Source organism: Agrobacterium sp. SORGH_AS_0440 (genome assembly GCF_031453135.1).
Lineage (GTDB): Bacteria > Pseudomonadota > Alphaproteobacteria > Rhizobiales > Rhizobiaceae > Agrobacterium > Agrobacterium pusense.
Genome location: NZ_JAVIYR010000003.1, coordinates 216,419 through 233,728, shown reverse-complemented (window position 1 = coordinate 233,728; position 17,310 = coordinate 216,419). Strand labels below are relative to the sequence as shown.

Sequence of the window (17,310 nt, the reverse complement as noted above, 5' to 3'; positions counted from 1 at the left end):
TCAGGCACCCTTTTTCAGATAGGCGTCGCGCACCGGAGAAACCGCGAGCGCATGCGAGGAAAAGCCTTCGTAAAGAGCGAGGTTATGGGAATGTCTGGCGAATTCCGGATAGGCTGGCGGCGTGACATAGCCGATCGAGCTGCGCTTGACGAAGTCGGTCACCGAAAGCGGCCCGAAGGTGCGTGCCCAGCGGCTGGTCGGTAGCACGGCGTTCGGGCCGAGCGAGAAGTTGGCAATGCTGACCGGCGTGTGGGTGCCCATCAGAATTTCGGAGGCTTCGGTGATATGTCCGAGATGGATGAACGGTTCTTCCGACAGTAACTCAAGATGTTCCGGTGCATAGGCATTGACGAAAGCGTAGCTCTCCTCAATCGAGGACGTCAGGACGATGCCGCCGGTCTTGCCGGTGAGAACTGTCTTGGAGAAAGCGACCCGCTGCTCCGACATTTTGGCCCAGTGTTCGGGCAGGGCCGCGATCGCCTCTTCAACGACGCGCCGGCTATGGGTGACGAGATAGGCCGAGGAATCGGGGCCGTGTTCCGCTTCGATCAGCAGGTCAAGGGCGGCGAGGCCGCCATGGACCGTATCGTCAGCGAGGATCATGACTTCCGAAGGACCGGCCGGAAGGCCGGTATCGATGACGCCGGACAGCGAACGCTTGGCGGCGACGACCCATGGGCTTCCCGGACCAACGATCTTGAGCGCCGGCTTCACGGTCTGCGTACCGTAGGCGACGGCGGCCACCGCCTGGGCGCCGCCTACCTTGTAGACGGTATCCACGCCGGCGAGGCGCGCGGCAACCAGGGTCGCCGCATCGACCGAGCCATCGGGCGCCGGCGGTGTGACGATGGCAAGGTTCGGAACGCCGGCAACGACCGCGGGCACGGAGGTCATCATGGTGACCGACGGAAAGGAGCCCTTGCCGCGTGGAACATAGAGCGCCACGGACTGGATCGGCGTGAAGCGGTCACCCGCGAAGGCACCGGGGCGAATTTCCTTCAGCCACATGGCTTCCGGCTTCTGTTCCTCATGGAAATGGCGGATATTGTCGATGCCGAACTGGATCGATTCGATGACGCTTGCATCAACCAGCTTGAAGGCCGCGTCGAATTCGGCTTCGGTGACTTTGAGATTGGCTTCGGTCACGTCGGCCTTGTCGAGTTCGCGGCCGAAGCGAGCTAGTGCACTGTCGCCCTCGGTGCGAACGGCTTCGAGGATCGGGGCAACCTTTTCGATGAAGCTCGAGATGTCGCTTTCCGAACGACGCAGCAGGGCGGCCTTCTCATTGGCATCGAGCTTGGAATAGTCATAGAAAGACACTGATGTCATCGTCTTGTCCTTGATAGCTGGCCAAACGGCCGATTGGTCACTTCGATTTCAGGAAGATGTCGAGGCCGACGAGGCGGTCGAGCAGCGCGATCGCGATCCCGGCGCAGGCGATGAACACCACGGAAATGGCGGCAAGGTCCGGTGTGATGATCGAGCGGATGGAGTTGTAGATCTGGACCGGCAGTGTGACGCTTCGCGCGTCTACCAGAAGCAGGCTTACGAGGAACTCGTTCAACGCCAGAATGAACATCAATAGAGAGCCGGTGATCACGCCCGGCAGGACGGCGGGAAGCGTGATGTAAAGGAAACGCTGCAAGGGTGGCGCACCGCAATTTGCGGCCGCAAGTTCCAGATCCGGCGACAGGTTGCTGGCGCTTGCCGTCACCGCCCAGATCATGAAGGGCAGATTGATCACCGAGCAGGCGATGCCGACGGGCCATAGCTTGCCAAGCACACCCATCTGTCCAAAGGCGAGCATCATGCCGATACCGGAACCGATCAGCGGAATTGTGAAGGGAAGCAGCAGATAGATCTGGATGGAGCGGGCAAACCGCACCCGATATTTGGCGAGCGCAATACCAGCGAGCGTGCCGACGGGAATGGACACGAGGGTGCAGATCGCCGCGACGATCAGTGAACGGAAGAAGGCCTGGCGCAGATCGGTGGCGTGGGCGATCTTGCTATACCATTGCAATGAAAACCCGTCCGGCGGGAAGGTGATGATGTTGCCGGAAGTAAACGAGGCACCGAGAACCACGATGGTGGGTGCCGACAACATGACGAGCGCGGTCGAGACGAAGGTCCAGATGACGATGGATTTGCTGCGGCTGCCGGTCATTTGCGGTCGCCTCCCATGGCAAGCGTGCCTGCACCGAAGACCATGAAGACGACACCGACGAGAATGGAGCCAACCGCGACGAGCAGCAGCGAAAGTGTCGCGCCAAGGCCTTGGTCGGAGGTGCGGAAGAACTGGTCGTAGATCGCGTTAGCGATGAAATCCTGCGTCCCCCCGCCAAGGATCGCGGGAATGGCAAAGTCCGTAAGGGAGAGCGTAACCACGACGAGACCCGCTCCGACGAGGCCGGGGCGGGAAAGCGGCAGGACGACATGACGGAAGGTGCGAAGCCAGCTGGCGCCGAGGGAGGCGGCGGCGGCCTCGAGTTCCGCCGGAATGGCGGTCAGCGCAGGTGCCAGCATCAAAACAGCGAAGGGCAGCATGTATTGAACAAGGCCGAACAGGACAGCCGGGTAATTATAGAGAAGGCGTATCGGTGGGACACCGACCAGGCCGAGAGCCTCGTTGACCATGCCCTGGTTGCCGAGAATAATCAGCCAGCCATAGGCGCGTACTACCTGACCGATGAAGAAAGGCAGGAACAGCGCAACCAGCAGGAATTTGCGCAGTGCCGAGGAGGACGTGCGAACCATGAGATAGGCGTAAGGAAAGGCGAATACCAGCGTGATGACGGTAACGATGAGCGAGCCTATAAGGCTGCGGCCCGCGACGGTGGCAAAGAATTTTTCCGTCAGCGCCCGCTGGTAATTGGCGAGCGTATAGGTCTCAGACACCAGAAACGTATTCGTGTCCAATGTCCGAAGACTCGTATCGCCGATCTGGATGAGACCGAGGACCAGAAGGCCAACCAGCACGATGGCCGGCAGCAGCATAAGATAGGGCAGACCCTTCTTGAAGCTGGAAGGCCAGAAAATGGCCGCAAATCGTTCGAGCATATCCATGACGCGCCACGTCATGGGATATGCGACACGGGAAGCGCGCATGAATACCGATCCTCGAGCGGTCCCGGCAAAGGCTATGGTGCATTTGCCAAAGAGACCGCGTTACCTCTTAACCTCAAGTGGAATGCCCGCCGTCACCTGAACGACGCGACGGGCGGGACAGGGCTTCAGCCCTGCATGATTTCCTTGAACTTGGCGAACCACTGGCTCTCGTTTTCGACCTGGATCTTGGACGAAACCCGGATCAGGTGTTTGAACTCTTCTTCCGTCGTAGGATAGGAAGGGTCGCCCACGAGGTCGGCCGGCGGTTTGACGCCCGGAATGACGCCGGGAAGTCCGAGGCCATCAAGCCAGACCTGCTGGGCTTCCTGGGTCAGGGCATGGTTGATGTACTGCTTCGCCCAGTAGAGTTCGTTCTCCGGCAAGCCCTTCGGAATCCACAGGCCGTCGGTATCGAATTTGGCACCTTCTTCCGGAACCACCCATGCGATCTCGATGCCGTTCTTCTTGGCTTCGCGGGCATTGGTCGAAATGGTGCAGGCAGCGTCGATTTCGCCTTTCTGGAACCAGGTGGTGAAATCTGGGTCTTCCCCCAGCAGCGGCTGCTGCGCCTTGATCTTCGAAATGAAGTCCCAGGCGGGTTGCATGTTGCCGGGAATGTCTTCGAGCTTGCCCCCACCTGCGACCTGCGCCGGGAAATGGAAGCCAATGCCGTCATTATAGAGCGCGATACGGCCCTTCAGCTTCGGGTCGAGAAGGTCCTTCCAGGACTTCGGCGCTCCGTTCGGAAACGCCGAAGGGCGGTAAGCCAGCACATAGACGTAGCCATAAGTATTGACGATCGGATAGCCATCGAGACCGACCGGCTTGGCAAGATCCGTGGCGTTCTTGAGATTGGGCAGGTCCGAGAGGTCTTCGGTGACGCCACGCAGCGCCGACTTCGTGGCATTCGTCGTGGTGTCCCAGTTAATATGGATCGGCGGAACGCGCTTCTGGGCGACGGCGGCCCAGACCTTCGGCTGGATCTCGTTATCCTCGGTCAGATCGTGGCGCACCGCGATGCCGGTTGCCTTGGTGAAGCTGTCGGAGACACCTGCCTTCAGCGCATCTACCCAACTGCCGCCCCACGCGCGAACGATGATTTCGGCTGGTTTTTCCGGCTCCTGCGCAAAAGCGCGGCTGACGCCGAGCGTCGATAGTCCGGCATAAGCGCCGGCTGCGGAGAACGACGCCAGCAACGTGCGACGGCGGAGCTGGGCGGTCAGAAATTTATCATGCGACATTGAACATTCTCCTCTGGTCCGACCTTCTGGGGGTCATTTTTGAAAGATATGCATATCCCGTGCATTCCAGCCCAGTCGAACGTCGTCGCCCGGAGCGAATTGCAGATGTGATTCCGGATCGTGATCGAACACGCGCATTACGGCGCCGCCGAGAGCCTGGACCCGAATTTCATAAACCACGCGCTCGCCTTCGAAAATGCAGTCTTCGACCTTGCCCTCGACCACAGTCGAAAGGCCTTCCAGGCGGCCATTGGGCGAGGCGATGCGAATTTGCTCTGCCCGAACGGCCCCGGCACAGGCCGCGCCGACGGCGAGATTTTCGTCCGAAGCGACGCCGACAAGATTTATGCCTGCCGCCGTGATCGTGACATTGGTTGGTGTGACTTCGGCAACCTTGCCTTCGATGAAGTTGGTGACGCCGATGAAGTTTGCGACGAAGGCATTCGAGGGCGCGCGATAGGTTTCCACCGGCCGTGCCTTTTGCTGGATTTCGCCGCCGTTCATCACGATGACCTCGTCTGACACCACCAGTGCCTCGCGCTGGTCGTGAGTAACGTTGATGGTGGTGACGCCGAGTTCCTTCTGAATACGGCGGAACTCCAACTGCATTTCCTCGCGCAGCTTGCGGTCAAGTGCCGCGAGCGGCTCGTCGAGCAAAAGCAGATCCGGTTCGAACACCAGGGCCCGGGCAATGGCGACACGCTGTTGCTGGCCGCCCGAGAGTTCGTTGATGCGGCGGTCACCGTAACCGCCGAGGCGTACGAGGTCGAGATAACGCTCGACCTTCTCGGGAATGGTGCGGGCATCATGTCGGCGCATCTTCAGGGGAAAGGCGACGTTTTCGGCGGCGGTCATGTGCGGAAAAAGCGCGAGCTTCTGGAACACCATACCGATCGCTCGCTGGTGTGGCGGCACGGCACTGACCGGCTGCCCGTTGATGAATATTTCGCCGCTGGTCGGGCGATCAAAGCCGGCAATCATCCGCAGCAGCGTCGTCTTGCCCGAACCGGAAGGGCCGAGGATGGTCAGGAAGCGGCCCTTGGGAAGATCAAACGAGGCCTGCCTGACGGCGTGAACATTGCCGAAGGACATTCCCACGTCCTTGACGGACACTGCGATGAGGTCAGCGGAAGGATCGACCGGACGAAGTGCTGCTGCCGCCATGATATTTCTCCTGTCGCGCTTTGATGGCGGGAAATCCCCTCAAAGCTACCTCTGCGCCTTCAGCGTTATGTGGCCGAGTTATATGTACTTGTATATACATATACGTACAACTAACGTCAACCAGATTTGCGTAATTTTTCGCCTGAAATTTGGTTGCGCAATATTTGTGCAGGTGCGAAAATGTTTAGCGGTCAACTCTGCGACTTTGTTTCTCATTGCGTCGAATGACAAGCGCCGAAGACCTCTATTCGGTACTATTTCTCATTCGTTTGTTTATCGACGTCAGATCGAGGCCAGATAGCCGCCGTCCACCGGAATGCAGTGGCCTGTAATATAGGCGGCTGCGTCGCTGCAGAGGAAAACGGCAACGCCGCCAATGTCGCTCTCCTTGCCGAAGCGCCGTTGCGGGATCTTCTCCAGCATCCGCGACTGCCAATCGTCATTTTCATAGAAAACCTCCGTCATGGCTGTGCGAAAATATCCCGGGGCAATGGCGTTTACCCGGATGTCATGCGCCGCCCATTCACTCGCAAGGGCATGGGTTATGCCGAGCAGGCCGGACTTCGAGGCGCCGTAAGGGGCGGCCGTTGGGATCCCGACATAAGATGTCAGCGAGCAGAGGTTGACGATCACGCCCCCGCCTGTTTCGGCCATGATGCGGCCGGCTGCCTGCGCGCAGAAGAATGCGCCCTTCAGGTTTGTCGACAGGATCGACTCCCAGAGTGCTTCGTCAACATCGAACGAAGCGCGGACGTTTTCGAAGCCTGCGTTGTTGATGAGGATGTCGAGACCACCAAGTTTGTCGGCAGCTTCCTTCGTCACGCGAGTGCATGCCTCGACGTCGCGAACGTCCTGGGTGAGCGCCACGCAGCGTCGGCCCAGCTTACCGATGCGTGAATGCGTTTCCGAGAGCGCCTCGATCGTGCGCGCCGTGATGGCAATATCGGCGCCCGCCTGCGCGAGGGCGACCGCAATGGCCTGGCCGATGCCGCGACTTGCGCCGGTCACGAGGGCGCGGCGGCCGGAGAGGTCGAAATTCGGCTGTGTCATGGCGGCACCCTTTGTTTATTCAGCCTGTCGATGACATCATTTTCGTCGTAAAATGTCTATACATATTTACGGATAAGATTTGCCGGTTTATCACTGGCCCATCCGCATCTCATGGAGACTGCAAAATGGAAAAGCCTTCAAGCCCCATCCGCGACGAAATCCGCGCGATTGCCCCTTACAATGCAGGTCTGACGATTGAAGAAGTGCGGGCAAAATACGACGTCGCCGCCATCGCGAAGCTGGGCTCCAACGAGAACCCGCTCGGGCCATCACCTGCGCTGCGTCACCTTTTTCCCGATATCGGCGAACTGGCACGTCTCTATCCCGATCCGCAGGGGCGGGCCTTGTGCAGCCAGCTTGCCGCCCGGTTTGGCGTGGATGACAGTCAGGTAATCCTTGGCAATGGCTCGGAAGACCTCATTGCCGTAATCTGCCGCTCCGTTGTTCGTCAGGGCGATACGGTTGCTACGCTCTATCCTTCTTTCCCGCTGCATGAAGACTACACCACGCTGATGGGCGGTGTGATCGAACGTGTGACTGTGAAGTCAGATTTAACGATCGATATCGATGCGTTGGTGGTGGCAATTGCGCGCAAGCCGCGCATGCTGATTTTCTCGAACCCGATGAACCCCGTGGGTTCATGGCTGACGCCGGCTGAACTCGAAAAGGTAATCGCTGCGCTCGACAAGGATACAATGGTCGTCGTTGACGAGGCCTATGCAGAATATGCGGCTGGCGAGGACTATCCCTCGGCTGCCGATATGCTGCGGGATGCCAGGGTGAACTGGGTAGTCCTACGAACGTTCTCCAAAGCCTTCGGCCTTGCGGGTCTACGCATCGGTTATGGCGTCGTCAGTAGCGGCGAGCTCTGCAATTTTCTCAACCGCGCCCGAACGCCCTTTAACACCAACGCCATTGCACAGGCTTCGGCCGTTGCCGCTCTCAACGATGATGCGCATCTGCGGAAATCCGTCGAACTGGCTCTTGTGGAGCGTGCGCGTATCGCAGGCGAGCTCAAATCGTTGGGTTACCGGATGGCGCCGTCGAAATGCAATTTCCTCTTCATCGATGTCGGGGTCAGCGCTGTGCAGGTGGCGGAAGAGCTGTTGCGGCTGGGTGTCATCGTGAAACCATGGAAGCAGCCGGGCTTCGACACCTTCATTCGTGTCAGCATCGGCTCGCGCGAGGAGAATAATCACTTCCTCGGCGCCTTTAACCAAATCATGGTAGGTTAAGCTTGGTACTTCGGGCGACGGCTTCAACAACCAGCCTCTGACATTCAGCCGCAGAACTCAATGGTCGAAAAGGGTTTAGACTCGTCGCCCAGCGGAGGGGCGTTTCGCCACATGGTAGGCCCTACGTCGCCGCCTATCTGATTACCGAAACAACGGTTCGAATTCTTCGGGTACTCCATGGCGCGCGGGAATAGCCGGAAAAATTGGCGCTAAGGGACGATTGCATTCGCACAAGGGCGACATTCGATTCCAGTTAAGAGCAGTCTGTTTTTATTTTTCGTCGTCAGCGTCACACTTCGCGAAAGCCGAACATTGGTGCTCCAGTGCGTTTCCCCCATGCCGGGCCGCGGCAACTCTCGACTTTCGCTGCTGGCGCCGAATGGATCGAAAAGACAATCCGGCAGATAATATGAGCTCGCTGGAGGCTGGCCGCCTATTATTCGCTAATAGGGATAACTCGTGACAAAACCTCTGATAAGATCGCAAACAGTTAGAGGATTTGTAACATGCCATCGGCGCAAGACTCGCAAAAAGTGAAGCTCAGAAGCCTGCTCAATGCGCGCAGCATGATGCATGCACATGAACTGCGCGAGGCTGGTATCAGCGCGCAAACGATCGCGCGCGCCGTCGAGGGCGGTGAAATCGAGCGTATTTCGCGCGGAGTTTATCAGAAGCGTGACGCGGAAGTCGAAGAGAACCAGATCCTAGCTGAAGCCATCATGCGCGCGCCCAAAGGCGTGATCGCTCTGGTGTCGGCGCTCGCCTTCTACGGACTGACCGACCAAATGCCACGGCGCGTTTGGATAGCGATCGGAACGAGCGATTGGGCGCCCGTGCAGTCCTATCCCCCGCTGCGTATGGTCCGTTTCACGGATCCATATCTGCGACAGGGCATCGAACATCATGTGATCGCCGGCATTGACGTACCGGTCTATTCGATCCCGAAGACCCTTGCCGACCTGTTCCGAAAACCCAAACTGGTCGACCGATCGGTCGCTGTCGAAGGTCTGCGCGCTGCTCTCCAGCAACGCAAGGCAACTCCAAGCGCAATCGCCCAGGCCGCGAAGGCCGGCGGCGCCTGGAAGGTCATGCAACCCTATCTTGAGGCACTCACCTCCAATGGCTAAAGCACCAGCGAACATGGCGAAGTCGGTCAAGGATCGGCTGCTCAATATCGCCCGCAAAGAGGGTCGCGCATTCGACGTCCTGCTGGTGCGGTTCGCGCTCGAACGGTTGCTGTATCGCCTGTCAATCTCAGCGCATCGGGACCGCTTCGTCCTGAAAGGCGGTATGTTGGTCACGGTCTGGGTGGCCGACGACAATCGGGTGACGCAGGATGCGGACTTTCTCGGACGCAGGGACGCAGATCCCGCCCGCCTGATCGCCGATTTCGGGGAGATCATGGCGATTGAGAGCGACGACGGGCTCGTCTTCGACATCAATGCGCTCGCTTCAACAGTCGTTCGAGAAGAACTGGAATACGGCGGCGTTCGTCTCAAGACTGCAGCCTATCTCGAAAGGACCCGCATCCCCGTTACAATCGACCTCGGCTTCGGAGACGCTATGGCCGATGTGACGCAGCGGCTCGACTATCCAGCCCTGCTAGATTTTCCCGCTCCGCAGGTTCGTTCCTATCCGCCCGCAACGGTGATCGCCGAGAAATTCCAGGCGATGGTGGCGCTTGGTGTTCTCAACGGGCGCATGAAAGACTATTACGACCTGTGGGCGATACCGCGCGCGATCGACATTCCCGCTAACGATCTGGATGCGGCCATCCGCGCGACGTTTGCACGCCGCCGGACGCCGATCCCAAGAGGACGCCCACCGGGCCTCTCGGTCGAGATGTTTGGCGACGAAGGGAAGCAGCGGCAATGGCGTGCCTACGCTGCATCGCTCGAAGGCGCCTAGCCGCCTGGATCAAAGGTGAGGAATTCAATGTCGACGCGTTAATTAAGCGCGCTTATCTACGTCTGCAGCTTAATTAAATGAAATGCGTCTTGCTTAAATAAGGGGCGCGGCTGATATTGGGTTATGTCTGATTCCCAATCCAAAAACCGCCTGGGTCGTTTTGTCGAGACGGTCGCTGCCAGTGAAACAGTGCGGGCATTCGTGCCCCCACCGTTACCGCCCGAACCGGCGATTGATGTGCTTTCATTGCTCGAGCGTCTCAGCCTGGCTGAGCGCGCGCTAGGACGCCTGGATGGCATCACAATGCTGCTGCCGAGACAGGAGCTGTTTCTTTATATGTACGTAAGAAAGGAAGCCGTTCTTTCCTCGCAGATTGAAGGCACGCAGTCGACCCTTTCTGATCTTTTGCGGTTTGAGACCGAAGCTCAAGCCGGGCAGCCGGTTGATGACATCCGCGAAGTCTCCAACTATGTTGACGCCATGATGTATGGTTTAGAGCGGCTAGAAACGCTTCCCATGTCGTTGCGTCTGATCCGTGAGATGCATGCCAGACTCCTACACAGTGGTCGGGGAGGCACCAAGGATCCGGGAGAGTTCCGCCGCTCGCAAAATTGGATTGGTGGAACGCGCCCTGGTAACGCACTCTTTGTACCGCCACCCGTCATTGAAATGGCCGGTTGCCTGGACGCGTTCGAGCGCTTCATGCATGACGACCAATCGAGGTTACCGGCGCTGATCAAAGCTGGTCTGCTGCACGTGCAGTTTGAAACGATCCATCCGTTTCTCGATGGTAATGGCCGTATCGGCCGCCTGCTTGTCACCCTATATCTTTGCATGAACGGGGTTTTGCGAAAACCGCTGCTTTATCTCAGCCTCTATCTGAAGTCCCATCGGAGAGAATACTATCGGCTACTGCAAGAGGTTCGTGAACATGGTAACTGGGAAGCTTGGCTAGAGTTTTTCCTGACCGGCGTCGCCGACACGGCCAATCAAGCGTTTGAGGCTGCTACTCAGATCGTCGATCTTTTCAAGGACGACCGGGAGCGGATAACCCTAGGGAGTGATAGAGCAGGGTCGGCTCTTCGCATTCACGAGCTTTTCCAGCAGAATCCTTTTCACACGGCGAACCAGATTGTTCAGGTGACGGGTTTGTCCGCGCCAACGGTCAACGCCGCACTCGCCGACCTAGAGCGATTGGGCATCGTTGATGAGGTTACCGGACGCAAGCGCGGCAGGGTGTTCAGCTATCGACGATACCTTGCGATTCTAGGGGAAGGCACCGATCCCTTGCCTCTCAATTCATGACAAATTGATGGGCAGAAGGTTCGACTTTCATCAAGAGCTTAACTCTAGCAATCGTTTCAGATAGCGCTTGTACGAAGGGGGTTGATGATCTCAATCCCCTGGAAATCTCGCACATTGTCGGTGACAACAACACAGTTATTCGATTGAGCGATTGCAGCCACGATCGTGTCCAACGCACTACGCGGGCGGCCCATTGCCCTTCCTTGCGCCATCATCTCTCCCCACACGAGAGCTGCCTTCTCGTCAAATGGAAGAATGCGACCAGCGAAGAGTGACTGGAGGCCCTCTTTGCCTCGAAACCAGGTTTCGAGCGCAGCTCGCTTCTTCCCCGCCGGCTTCTCGAGTATTCCACAGTGTATCTCGGCGATAGTGAGTGATGCGATGAACAAATCATCGTCCACTTGTTCAGCCATCCACGTCAACAAAGACGCTGAAGGCTCTGGTTTCGTAATATTGCTTAGAATGTTGGTGTCGAGCAAATATCGCATTAAAAATCTATATCGCGACCTTCTTCGCGTGATCGGCCTGTATCTAGCTCTGCGCCAACCAGTGGCGATCGGCGGAGTGCCGCGAGAATCCCCCCCTTTTTCGGCGGCTCTCCGGCGAGAGTTTCGCTTAGGGAGGCGCGCAGATTGGCCGCCTCCGGGCCATCTTCGGCCAGTCGGCGGGCAAGCGATCTAATTAAGCTGCGATCACTCTCACGCCCGAGAACCTCAAAACGAGCGAGACCACGGTCGCCCAGGCGGCTTCGATAATTCTGAATTGCGCGTGTCTGCGAGCTAGCCATGGTACCCTCCGGATATTTCCAGTAATATAGCCAGATGCTGAGGTGTCTTCAAGCCGCCCAAGGAACGGTGGTGGGGTAATTGATGATCTTATTTGGTCAGAATAGCTGGGTCTTCGGTCCGTAACCCTTCAAGAGCGGGTTGTTTTCATCGCTCGAAGGGAGTCAACCATTTCGAATGTCTAGGGGCAGGCCCCGATGAACGTCGCTCGATAAAGGTCGAGGCGATAAGAATGCGTTTTGCGACGACCGGCTGCCCTCTTGTTTCAATGCGTTCCAACAATAGCCGCATCGCTGTAGCGCCCATCTCCCCCCCTTGTACTCTGATGGTCGTAAGTGGCGGAGAGATTTGGGTCGCCGCGGAAAAATCACCGAAGCCGACAACGGACATATCGTCTGGTATGCGGTAGCCACGTGCTAGAAGTTCAGAAACAGCGGTCAGCGCCAGCCCATCGTGAGCGCAGAACAGGGCTGTTGGTGCGATTCCGGCAGTATGAAGAGCTTGCAGCGCAGGGATAAAGCCTCCATCTTCGTCAAAGCGCAGGACATGCAGTCGCGCATCGGCATGTTGCTCTAAACTTTCGCGCAGACCGTGATATCGTTCCATACGACCGCGATAGCCTTCCTTCCCCTGCACGAAGGCAATGTCGCGATGCCCGAGCCCAAACAAATACTCGCCGACCGCTATGCCTGCTTCGTGGTCCGTTCCGCCGACGTGATCGGCCTGCTCAAGTGGAAGCACCCACCCCAGTCGAACCGAAGGCAAGCCCGACGCTTTGACAATGTCCAGCGTCTTTTGTTCGTGCGGCCCAACAAGAATGATACCTGCGCTATCTTTTACCATCGCCTCGACCCTGTCGGCGTCGTGCGTCCACTGCAACCGTACAGCTTGACCTAGTCGATGCGCCTCTTTCTGCATGCCGTCCTGCAGCATCGTCCGCAACTCGTAACTCACGCTATCGACCTGATCGTGAAAGATCAGAGTGATCTCGCGTTGCTCGTCGGCGGGCTTCGGGCGCTGGTAGCCCATCATCGCGGCAGCGTCCTCGACGCGCTTGCGCGTCGCCTCACTGACCCCTGCTTTTCCTGAAAGTGAACATGAAACGGCAAATTTTGAAAGGCCGGTGTGATTGGCGATGTCCTGCAATGTCACTTTGCGCATAACGCATCCTCCCGCCGTGGGCCTACGTGCCGAAATAAATTCAACATAACGCTTTACCTAACAAATTACATAATACAAGCTAAACAAATACGGGCATGCAAGCTATCTTTTTCTGGCGTGGCATCCGTCCGAAAAATCGCGGGATCGATCCTGAGGAGGAGAGATATTCCGCGATGCGTGACTGGAGGAGGAAAACAAATGCAAGGATTCAATCGCCGCGCGTTTCTCGCTGCGAGCACCGCTGCCGTCATACTACCCGCTTTGCCAGCGTTCGCGCAGACCACGACCGTAAAAGACCCCGCCATGCTGGACGCCTTGGTCAGGGAGGGTAAGCTGCCCGCCGTTGTGGACCGCCTGCCACTCAATCCGCTTGTCATCACGCCGCTTGACCGCGTCGGAACACATGGTGGTGACTGGAACAGCGCGATCGTCGGTGGTGGGTCCCTGTCGATGTTGTTTCGATATCAGGCTTACGAGCCGCTGCTGCGATATAAGCCCGACTGGTCGGGTGTGGTACCGAATGTCGCGGAGCACTACGAAAGCAATGCCGATGCCACGGAGTTCACCTTCAGATTGCGCAAGGGCATGAAGTGGTCTGACGGTCAGCCGTTCACTACCGAGGACATCATGTTCTGGTACGAGGACATCTTCAATTACGAGGGCCTTAACGACATCGGCCAGAACCATCTGCGTGCGGGCGGAAAAAAGGCCCGCTTCGAGGCGTTGGACGATGTAACGTTCAAGGTGATTTTCGCCGCGCCCAACGGTCTTTTCCCTCTGCGGCTGGCATGGGCTAACGACGATCAGACCACCCGTGCGCCGAAGCACTACCTCAAGCAATTCCACATCAAGTACAACCCAAATGCTGAACAGGAAGCCAAGGCCAAGGGCGCGTCTGGCTGGATTCAATTGTTTCAGCGCGAAGCGGGCCTCGTCGTGGACAACGAGTTCTTTCAGAACTCCCAGCGTCCCGTAATCCACGCCTGGAAGATGGCGGTTGCGCCAGGACAGAGCACCGACCGTGCGATCGCCGAGCGCAACCCGTTTTACTGGAAGGTCGATACCGAGGGAAATCAACTGCCCTACATTGATCGCATCGTCTACCAGATGGTCGCAGACGCACAGGTGTTGTTGTTGAAGGCGATGCAGGGCGAAATCGATCTGATGGACCAGTATATCGCGACGCCGGCAAACCGGGCAGTGCTTTACGACTCCCAGGACCAGGGCCAGTTTGACTTATATACGCTGACGTCGACCGAAACCAACGAGATGGTTTTCCAGCTTAATCTCAATCATCCGGACGAAGCCAAACGCAAGCTTTACGGCAACAGGGATTTCAGGGCCGCGCTGTCAATGGCGCTGGACCGGCAGGCGATTATCGACACTGTTTTCATCGGACAGGGAACGATCTCCCAACCGGCCGTGCGGGCGGAGGATCCTCTTTATAACGAACGTCTGGCTACGCAATTCACCCAATACGACCCCGACGCCGCCAACGCGCTGCTCGACAAGATCCTTCCCACCAAGGATGGTGAGGGCTTCCGGCAGGATGAAAACGGCAAGCGTGTGACGGTCATATTCGAGATCGACCAAGCTCGAACCACATTCCTTGACATTTTCCAGCTGGCGCTGCCGATGTTTCACGCGGTGGGTGTGGACGTGCAGATGCGAAGCATGGACCGTTCGCTTTGGGAGGTGCGCGTGCGTCAGGGCATCGACTATGACGCCACTGCACACCGCTTCGGCGGCAATGGCGGCATCGCGGCTATTCTCGATCCGCGCTATTTCATTCCCAACACGACCGAGGCGCTCTACGCCAAGGGCTGGCAATTGTGGTACCGCGATCCTGCTTCCAAGGGTGCGGTCGAGCCGCCTCAGCCGGTCAAGGACGCATTGTCACGCTATGACCGCGTGCTGGGCTCGCCGGACCCGGATGTCCAGCGCAAGCTGATGTCCGAAATACTGGAGATCGCGGCCGACCAGTTTTACGTCTTCGGCGTTTGCCTGCCCAGCGACAGTTACGGCGTGGTGAAGAACAACATGCAGAACGTTCCCAAATCCATGCCGAATTCGTGGGGATATCCCACACCCGGGCCCGCCAACCCCGAAACCTTTTTCAAGGCCTGATCCCACCGTTTCATTCCGGCATCAACTGAACCCGGATGGAAACATCAAACCTTTTAGCCGCCCCCAAAGGGCGTGAGGCATAATATTGTCATTGGAGAACACATGTTGCATCGACCAAACGCCATTTCCGGAGCTGCCGTTCGTTCTCCAGATTGGTTTAAATCCGCTACTCGCTGGACCCAATTGACCTTTGCAGAAGACGATCCGGCGAAATATGACCCCGAGTTCTGGATCGACGTCTTCAAGCGCACCAAGTCGAATGCAGTCTGCCTTTCTGCTGGCGGCTATATCGCCTATTACCCAAGCGAAATCCCCCTGCATTACGTGTCCAGCTTCATTGGCGATACCGATCCGTTTGGCACGATCGTGGAAGGTGCGCGCAAATTGGGAATGCACGTCATGGCGCGTGTCGACCCACATGCGATCCACGAGGATGCAGCACTGGCCCATCCCGAATGGGTGGCCATCAATCAGGACGGAAGACCGCGTGAGCACTGGGCATTTCCCGGTATCTACGTCACCGATGCGCTGGGAAGTTATAACCGCGACTTCACAACCGACGTCATTCGCGAAGTCGTAACCAAATATGACATTGACGCCGTGTTCGCCAACCGCTGGCAGGGCCATGGCGTGTCCTACAGTGACGACAATCGCAAACGTTTCAGGCAGGAAACTGGTTTTGATTTGCCGATGAGACCGGATGCGACGGATCCGGCATGGCAGGCGTGGGCGGCGTGGCGCAGACGCATACTTACCGAGCTCGTGGTCTATTGGGACGAGACGGTCAAATCCATCCGTCCCCATGCCAGCTTCATTCCAAATATGAGCGGTTCGTCACTGATGGAATTCGACCTTTCGCTCATACAGAAACATTGCCCGATCCTGTTCGTGGACCACCAGGCGCGACAAGGTGTGGAGGTTGGCTGGTCTGCTGGACGGAACGGCAAACGCATTCGTGGAACGTTCCGTGACAGACCCGTTGGCCTCATCACCTCCATCGGACCAGAGGAAGAGTACCGATGGAAGGATTCCGTCCAGAGCGGTGAGGAAATCAAGCTCTGGATTCACGACGGCATTGCGCAGGGCCTTTTCCCATGGTTCACCAAATTCAATGCCTGCGTTCCTGACAACCGCTGGGTGCAGCCCGTTGCAGAAGCCTTTAATCTTCATGCGGACATTGAGCCATATCTGGAGGGCATGCAGCCAACTGCCGAAATCGCGATCATTGATCCATCCACGACGTTGCGGCATTGGGCACCGGAGCAACGTCATATCGCCGAACATAATGATCTCGGCTTTTATCATGCGCTGGTGGAAGCGCGCATTCCGTTTGAATTTTTATCCGATCAGGTCATGACCCCGGATGCGCTTGATCGCTTCAAGCTCATTATTCTGGCCAATGCCACCTATCTGTCGGACGAACAATGCGCGGCCATCGAACAGTATGTACGGCGCGGCGGGTCGATCGTTGCCGCGCATGAAACCTCGCTCTGTGATGAAGTCGGCGAGCGGCGCGGTAATTTCGGACTATCAAATGTCTTCGGTGCCTCGCTGGCATCGACGCCACGTGGCCCGGTCAAGAACACCTATGTTGCACTGTCCGATCCGCACCCCGTGAACGAGGGCTACGAGGGCGCCGCACGCATTATCGGCGGCACACACCTGATTGCCGTCGATGCCAATCCGGACGTTGAAACGCCTTTCCTCTACGTGCCTGATTTTCCGGATCTGCCCATGGAGGAAGTCTACCCACGCGAAGCCCCGAACGGCGCTGCGGTGATTGCGCGTGAGACCGGCCATGGAGGTCGTGTGGTCTACATTCCATGGAACATTGGCGAGGTCTTCTGGAAAGTACTTGCACCCGATCATGGCAAGCTGATCGCCAACGCCGTGAACTGGGCTCTTGGCCAAGACCATCGTGTGACGGTCGAAGGGAAGGGTATCATAGACATCGCCGTTTATGAAAACGAGGACTCGATGGCAATCTTCCTCGTCAACCTTACCAACCCGATGATGATGAAAGGTCCTTTGCGGGAGGTCTACCCTATCGGTGAGCAGACACTATCGATCGAGCTGCCAAAAGGTCGCTCGTCTGCCACGGTGAAACTGCTTGTGAAAAACGAGGCCGCGTTCTGCAAGATCGTTGGCAACCGTGCAGAAATCACCGTGCCCTCCATCCGGGACCTCGAGACGGTTCATCTGACCTGGCATTCATAAGCCGGATAG

At 57.6% G+C, this 17,310-nt stretch carries 15 protein-coding genes; 6 read left to right on the top strand and 9 right to left on the bottom strand.

Annotated features, from left to right (window positions below):
- From hisD to QE453_RS23930, 6 genes are all read right to left on the bottom strand, one after another.
- Positions 1-1,329, bottom strand: coding sequence for a histidinol dehydrogenase (hisD, locus tag QE453_RS23955; protein WP_280171567.1), 1,329 nt, complete (start codon positions 1,327-1,329; stop codon positions 1-3).
- A 37-nt stretch (positions 1,330-1,366) separates the two neighbouring features.
- Entirely contained in the window at positions 1,367-2,167 is an 801-nt protein-coding gene (locus tag QE453_RS23950; protein WP_309778425.1) for an ABC transporter permease, read from the bottom strand.
- Positions 2,164-3,108 (bottom strand): ABC transporter permease, encoded by a 945-nt coding sequence (locus tag QE453_RS23945; protein WP_309778423.1) that lies wholly within the window; start codon positions 3,106-3,108, stop codon positions 2,164-2,166. The genes QE453_RS23950 and QE453_RS23945 overlap by 4 nt, the downstream gene beginning before the upstream one ends.
- Before the next feature lie 125 nt (positions 3,109-3,233).
- Entirely contained in the window at positions 3,234-4,349 is a 1,116-nt protein-coding gene (locus QE453_RS23940) for a PotD/PotF family extracellular solute-binding protein (protein WP_063947077.1), read from the bottom strand.
- A 33-nt stretch (positions 4,350-4,382) separates the two neighbouring features.
- Positions 4,383-5,513, bottom strand: a complete 1,131-nt coding sequence (locus QE453_RS23935) for an ABC transporter ATP-binding protein (protein WP_309778422.1) — start codon at positions 5,511-5,513, stop codon at positions 4,383-4,385.
- 282 nt (positions 5,514-5,795) lie between these two features.
- A complete protein-coding gene (locus QE453_RS23930; RefSeq protein WP_309778420.1) occupies positions 5,796-6,563 on the bottom strand; it encodes a glucose 1-dehydrogenase in 768 nt (255 codons plus the stop codon).
- Between the two features lie 125 nt (positions 6,564-6,688).
- Between QE453_RS23930 and QE453_RS23925 the strand changes: the two genes are divergently transcribed.
- The 4 genes from QE453_RS23925 to QE453_RS23910 all read left to right on the top strand — a co-directional run bounded on the left by QE453_RS23925 (position 6,689) and on the right by QE453_RS23910 (position 11,011).
- A complete protein-coding gene (locus QE453_RS23925) occupies positions 6,689-7,798 on the top strand; it encodes a histidinol-phosphate transaminase (protein WP_309778418.1) in 1,110 nt (369 codons plus the stop codon).
- A gap of 506 nt (positions 7,799-8,304) precedes the next feature.
- Complete coding sequence (locus QE453_RS23920) at positions 8,305-8,925, top strand: AbiEi antitoxin N-terminal domain-containing protein (protein WP_309778417.1); 621 nt, start codon at positions 8,305-8,307, stop codon at positions 8,923-8,925.
- Positions 8,918-9,706, top strand: a complete 789-nt coding sequence (locus QE453_RS23915) for a nucleotidyl transferase AbiEii/AbiGii toxin family protein (RefSeq protein ID WP_309778415.1) — start codon at positions 8,918-8,920, stop codon at positions 9,704-9,706. The genes QE453_RS23920 and QE453_RS23915 overlap by 8 nt, the downstream gene beginning before the upstream one ends.
- A gap of 123 nt (positions 9,707-9,829) precedes the next feature.
- The gene (locus QE453_RS23910) at positions 9,830-11,011 is read left to right on the top strand and encodes a Fic family protein (protein ID WP_280171574.1); all 1,182 of its coding nucleotides are present in this window, start codon (positions 9,830-9,832) and stop codon (positions 11,009-11,011) included.
- Between the two features lie 56 nt (positions 11,012-11,067).
- On the opposite strand, the gene QE453_RS23905 is transcribed toward QE453_RS23910, so the two are convergent.
- The 3 genes from QE453_RS23905 to QE453_RS23895 form a co-directional block, all read right to left on the bottom strand.
- Entirely contained in the window at positions 11,068-11,499 is a 432-nt protein-coding gene (locus QE453_RS23905; protein ID WP_309778414.1) for a type II toxin-antitoxin system VapC family toxin, read from the bottom strand.
- Positions 11,499-11,798 (bottom strand): hypothetical protein, encoded by a 300-nt coding sequence (locus QE453_RS23900; RefSeq protein ID WP_309778413.1) that lies wholly within the window; start codon positions 11,796-11,798, stop codon positions 11,499-11,501. Before QE453_RS23900 ends, QE453_RS23905 begins: the two co-directional genes overlap by 1 nt.
- A 145-nt stretch (positions 11,799-11,943) precedes the next feature.
- Positions 11,944-12,957 (bottom strand): LacI family DNA-binding transcriptional regulator, encoded by a 1,014-nt coding sequence (locus tag QE453_RS23895; RefSeq protein WP_309778412.1) that lies wholly within the window; start codon positions 12,955-12,957, stop codon positions 11,944-11,946.
- Positions 12,958-13,155: 198 nt separating this feature from the next.
- Here QE453_RS23895 and QE453_RS23890 point away from each other — a divergent pair, with 198 nt between their 5' ends.
- Together QE453_RS23890 and QE453_RS23885 are read left to right on the top strand one after the other, a co-directional pair.
- Positions 13,156-15,084, top strand: coding sequence for an ABC transporter substrate-binding protein (locus QE453_RS23890; RefSeq protein WP_309778410.1), 1,929 nt, complete (start codon positions 13,156-13,158; stop codon positions 15,082-15,084).
- Positions 15,085-15,186: 102 nt separating this feature from the next.
- Positions 15,187-17,301 carry a family 10 glycosylhydrolase gene (locus QE453_RS23885; RefSeq protein WP_309778409.1) on the top strand — a complete coding sequence of 705 codons (2,115 nt, stop codon included), beginning with the start codon at positions 15,187-15,189 and terminating at the stop codon, positions 17,299-17,301.
- The last annotated feature ends 9 nt before the right edge of the window (positions 17,302-17,310 follow it).

Bases quoted from the DNA above. Each gene is read 5' to 3' on its own strand.
- QE453_RS23910 (WP_280171574.1), top strand. From the start codon at position 9,830: ATGTCTGATTCCCAATCCAAAAACCGCCTGGGTCGTTTTGTCGAGACG.
- QE453_RS23885 (WP_309778409.1), top strand. From the start codon at position 15,187: ATGTTGCATCGACCAAACGCCATTTCCGGAGCTGCCGTTCGTTCTCCA.
- QE453_RS23950 (WP_309778425.1), bottom strand. From the start codon at position 2,167: ATGACCGGCAGCCGCAGCAAATCCATCGTCATCTGGACCTTCGTCTCG.
- QE453_RS23895 (WP_309778412.1), bottom strand. From the start codon at position 12,957: ATGCGCAAAGTGACATTGCAGGACATCGCCAATCACACCGGCCTTTCA.
- QE453_RS23945 (WP_309778423.1), bottom strand. From the start codon at position 3,108: ATGCGCGCTTCCCGTGTCGCATATCCCATGACGTGGCGCGTCATGGAT.
- QE453_RS23920 (WP_309778417.1), top strand. From the start codon at position 8,305: ATGCCATCGGCGCAAGACTCGCAAAAAGTGAAGCTCAGAAGCCTGCTC.
- QE453_RS23935 (WP_309778422.1), bottom strand. From the start codon at position 5,513: ATGGCGGCAGCAGCACTTCGTCCGGTCGATCCTTCCGCTGACCTCATC.
- QE453_RS23915 (WP_309778415.1), top strand. From the start codon at position 8,918: ATGGCTAAAGCACCAGCGAACATGGCGAAGTCGGTCAAGGATCGGCTG.
- QE453_RS23925 (WP_309778418.1), top strand. From the start codon at position 6,689: ATGGAAAAGCCTTCAAGCCCCATCCGCGACGAAATCCGCGCGATTGCC.
- hisD (WP_280171567.1), bottom strand. From the start codon at position 1,329: ATGACATCAGTGTCTTTCTATGACTATTCCAAGCTCGATGCCAATGAG.
- QE453_RS23905 (WP_309778414.1), bottom strand. From the start codon at position 11,499: ATGCGATATTTGCTCGACACCAACATTCTAAGCAATATTACGAAACCA.
- QE453_RS23940 (WP_063947077.1), bottom strand. From the start codon at position 4,349: ATGTCGCATGATAAATTTCTGACCGCCCAGCTCCGCCGTCGCACGTTG.
- QE453_RS23900 (WP_309778413.1), bottom strand. From the start codon at position 11,798: ATGGCTAGCTCGCAGACACGCGCAATTCAGAATTATCGAAGCCGCCTG.
- QE453_RS23890 (WP_309778410.1), top strand. From the start codon at position 13,156: ATGCAAGGATTCAATCGCCGCGCGTTTCTCGCTGCGAGCACCGCTGCC.
- QE453_RS23930 (WP_309778420.1), bottom strand. From the start codon at position 6,563: ATGACACAGCCGAATTTCGACCTCTCCGGCCGCCGCGCCCTCGTGACC.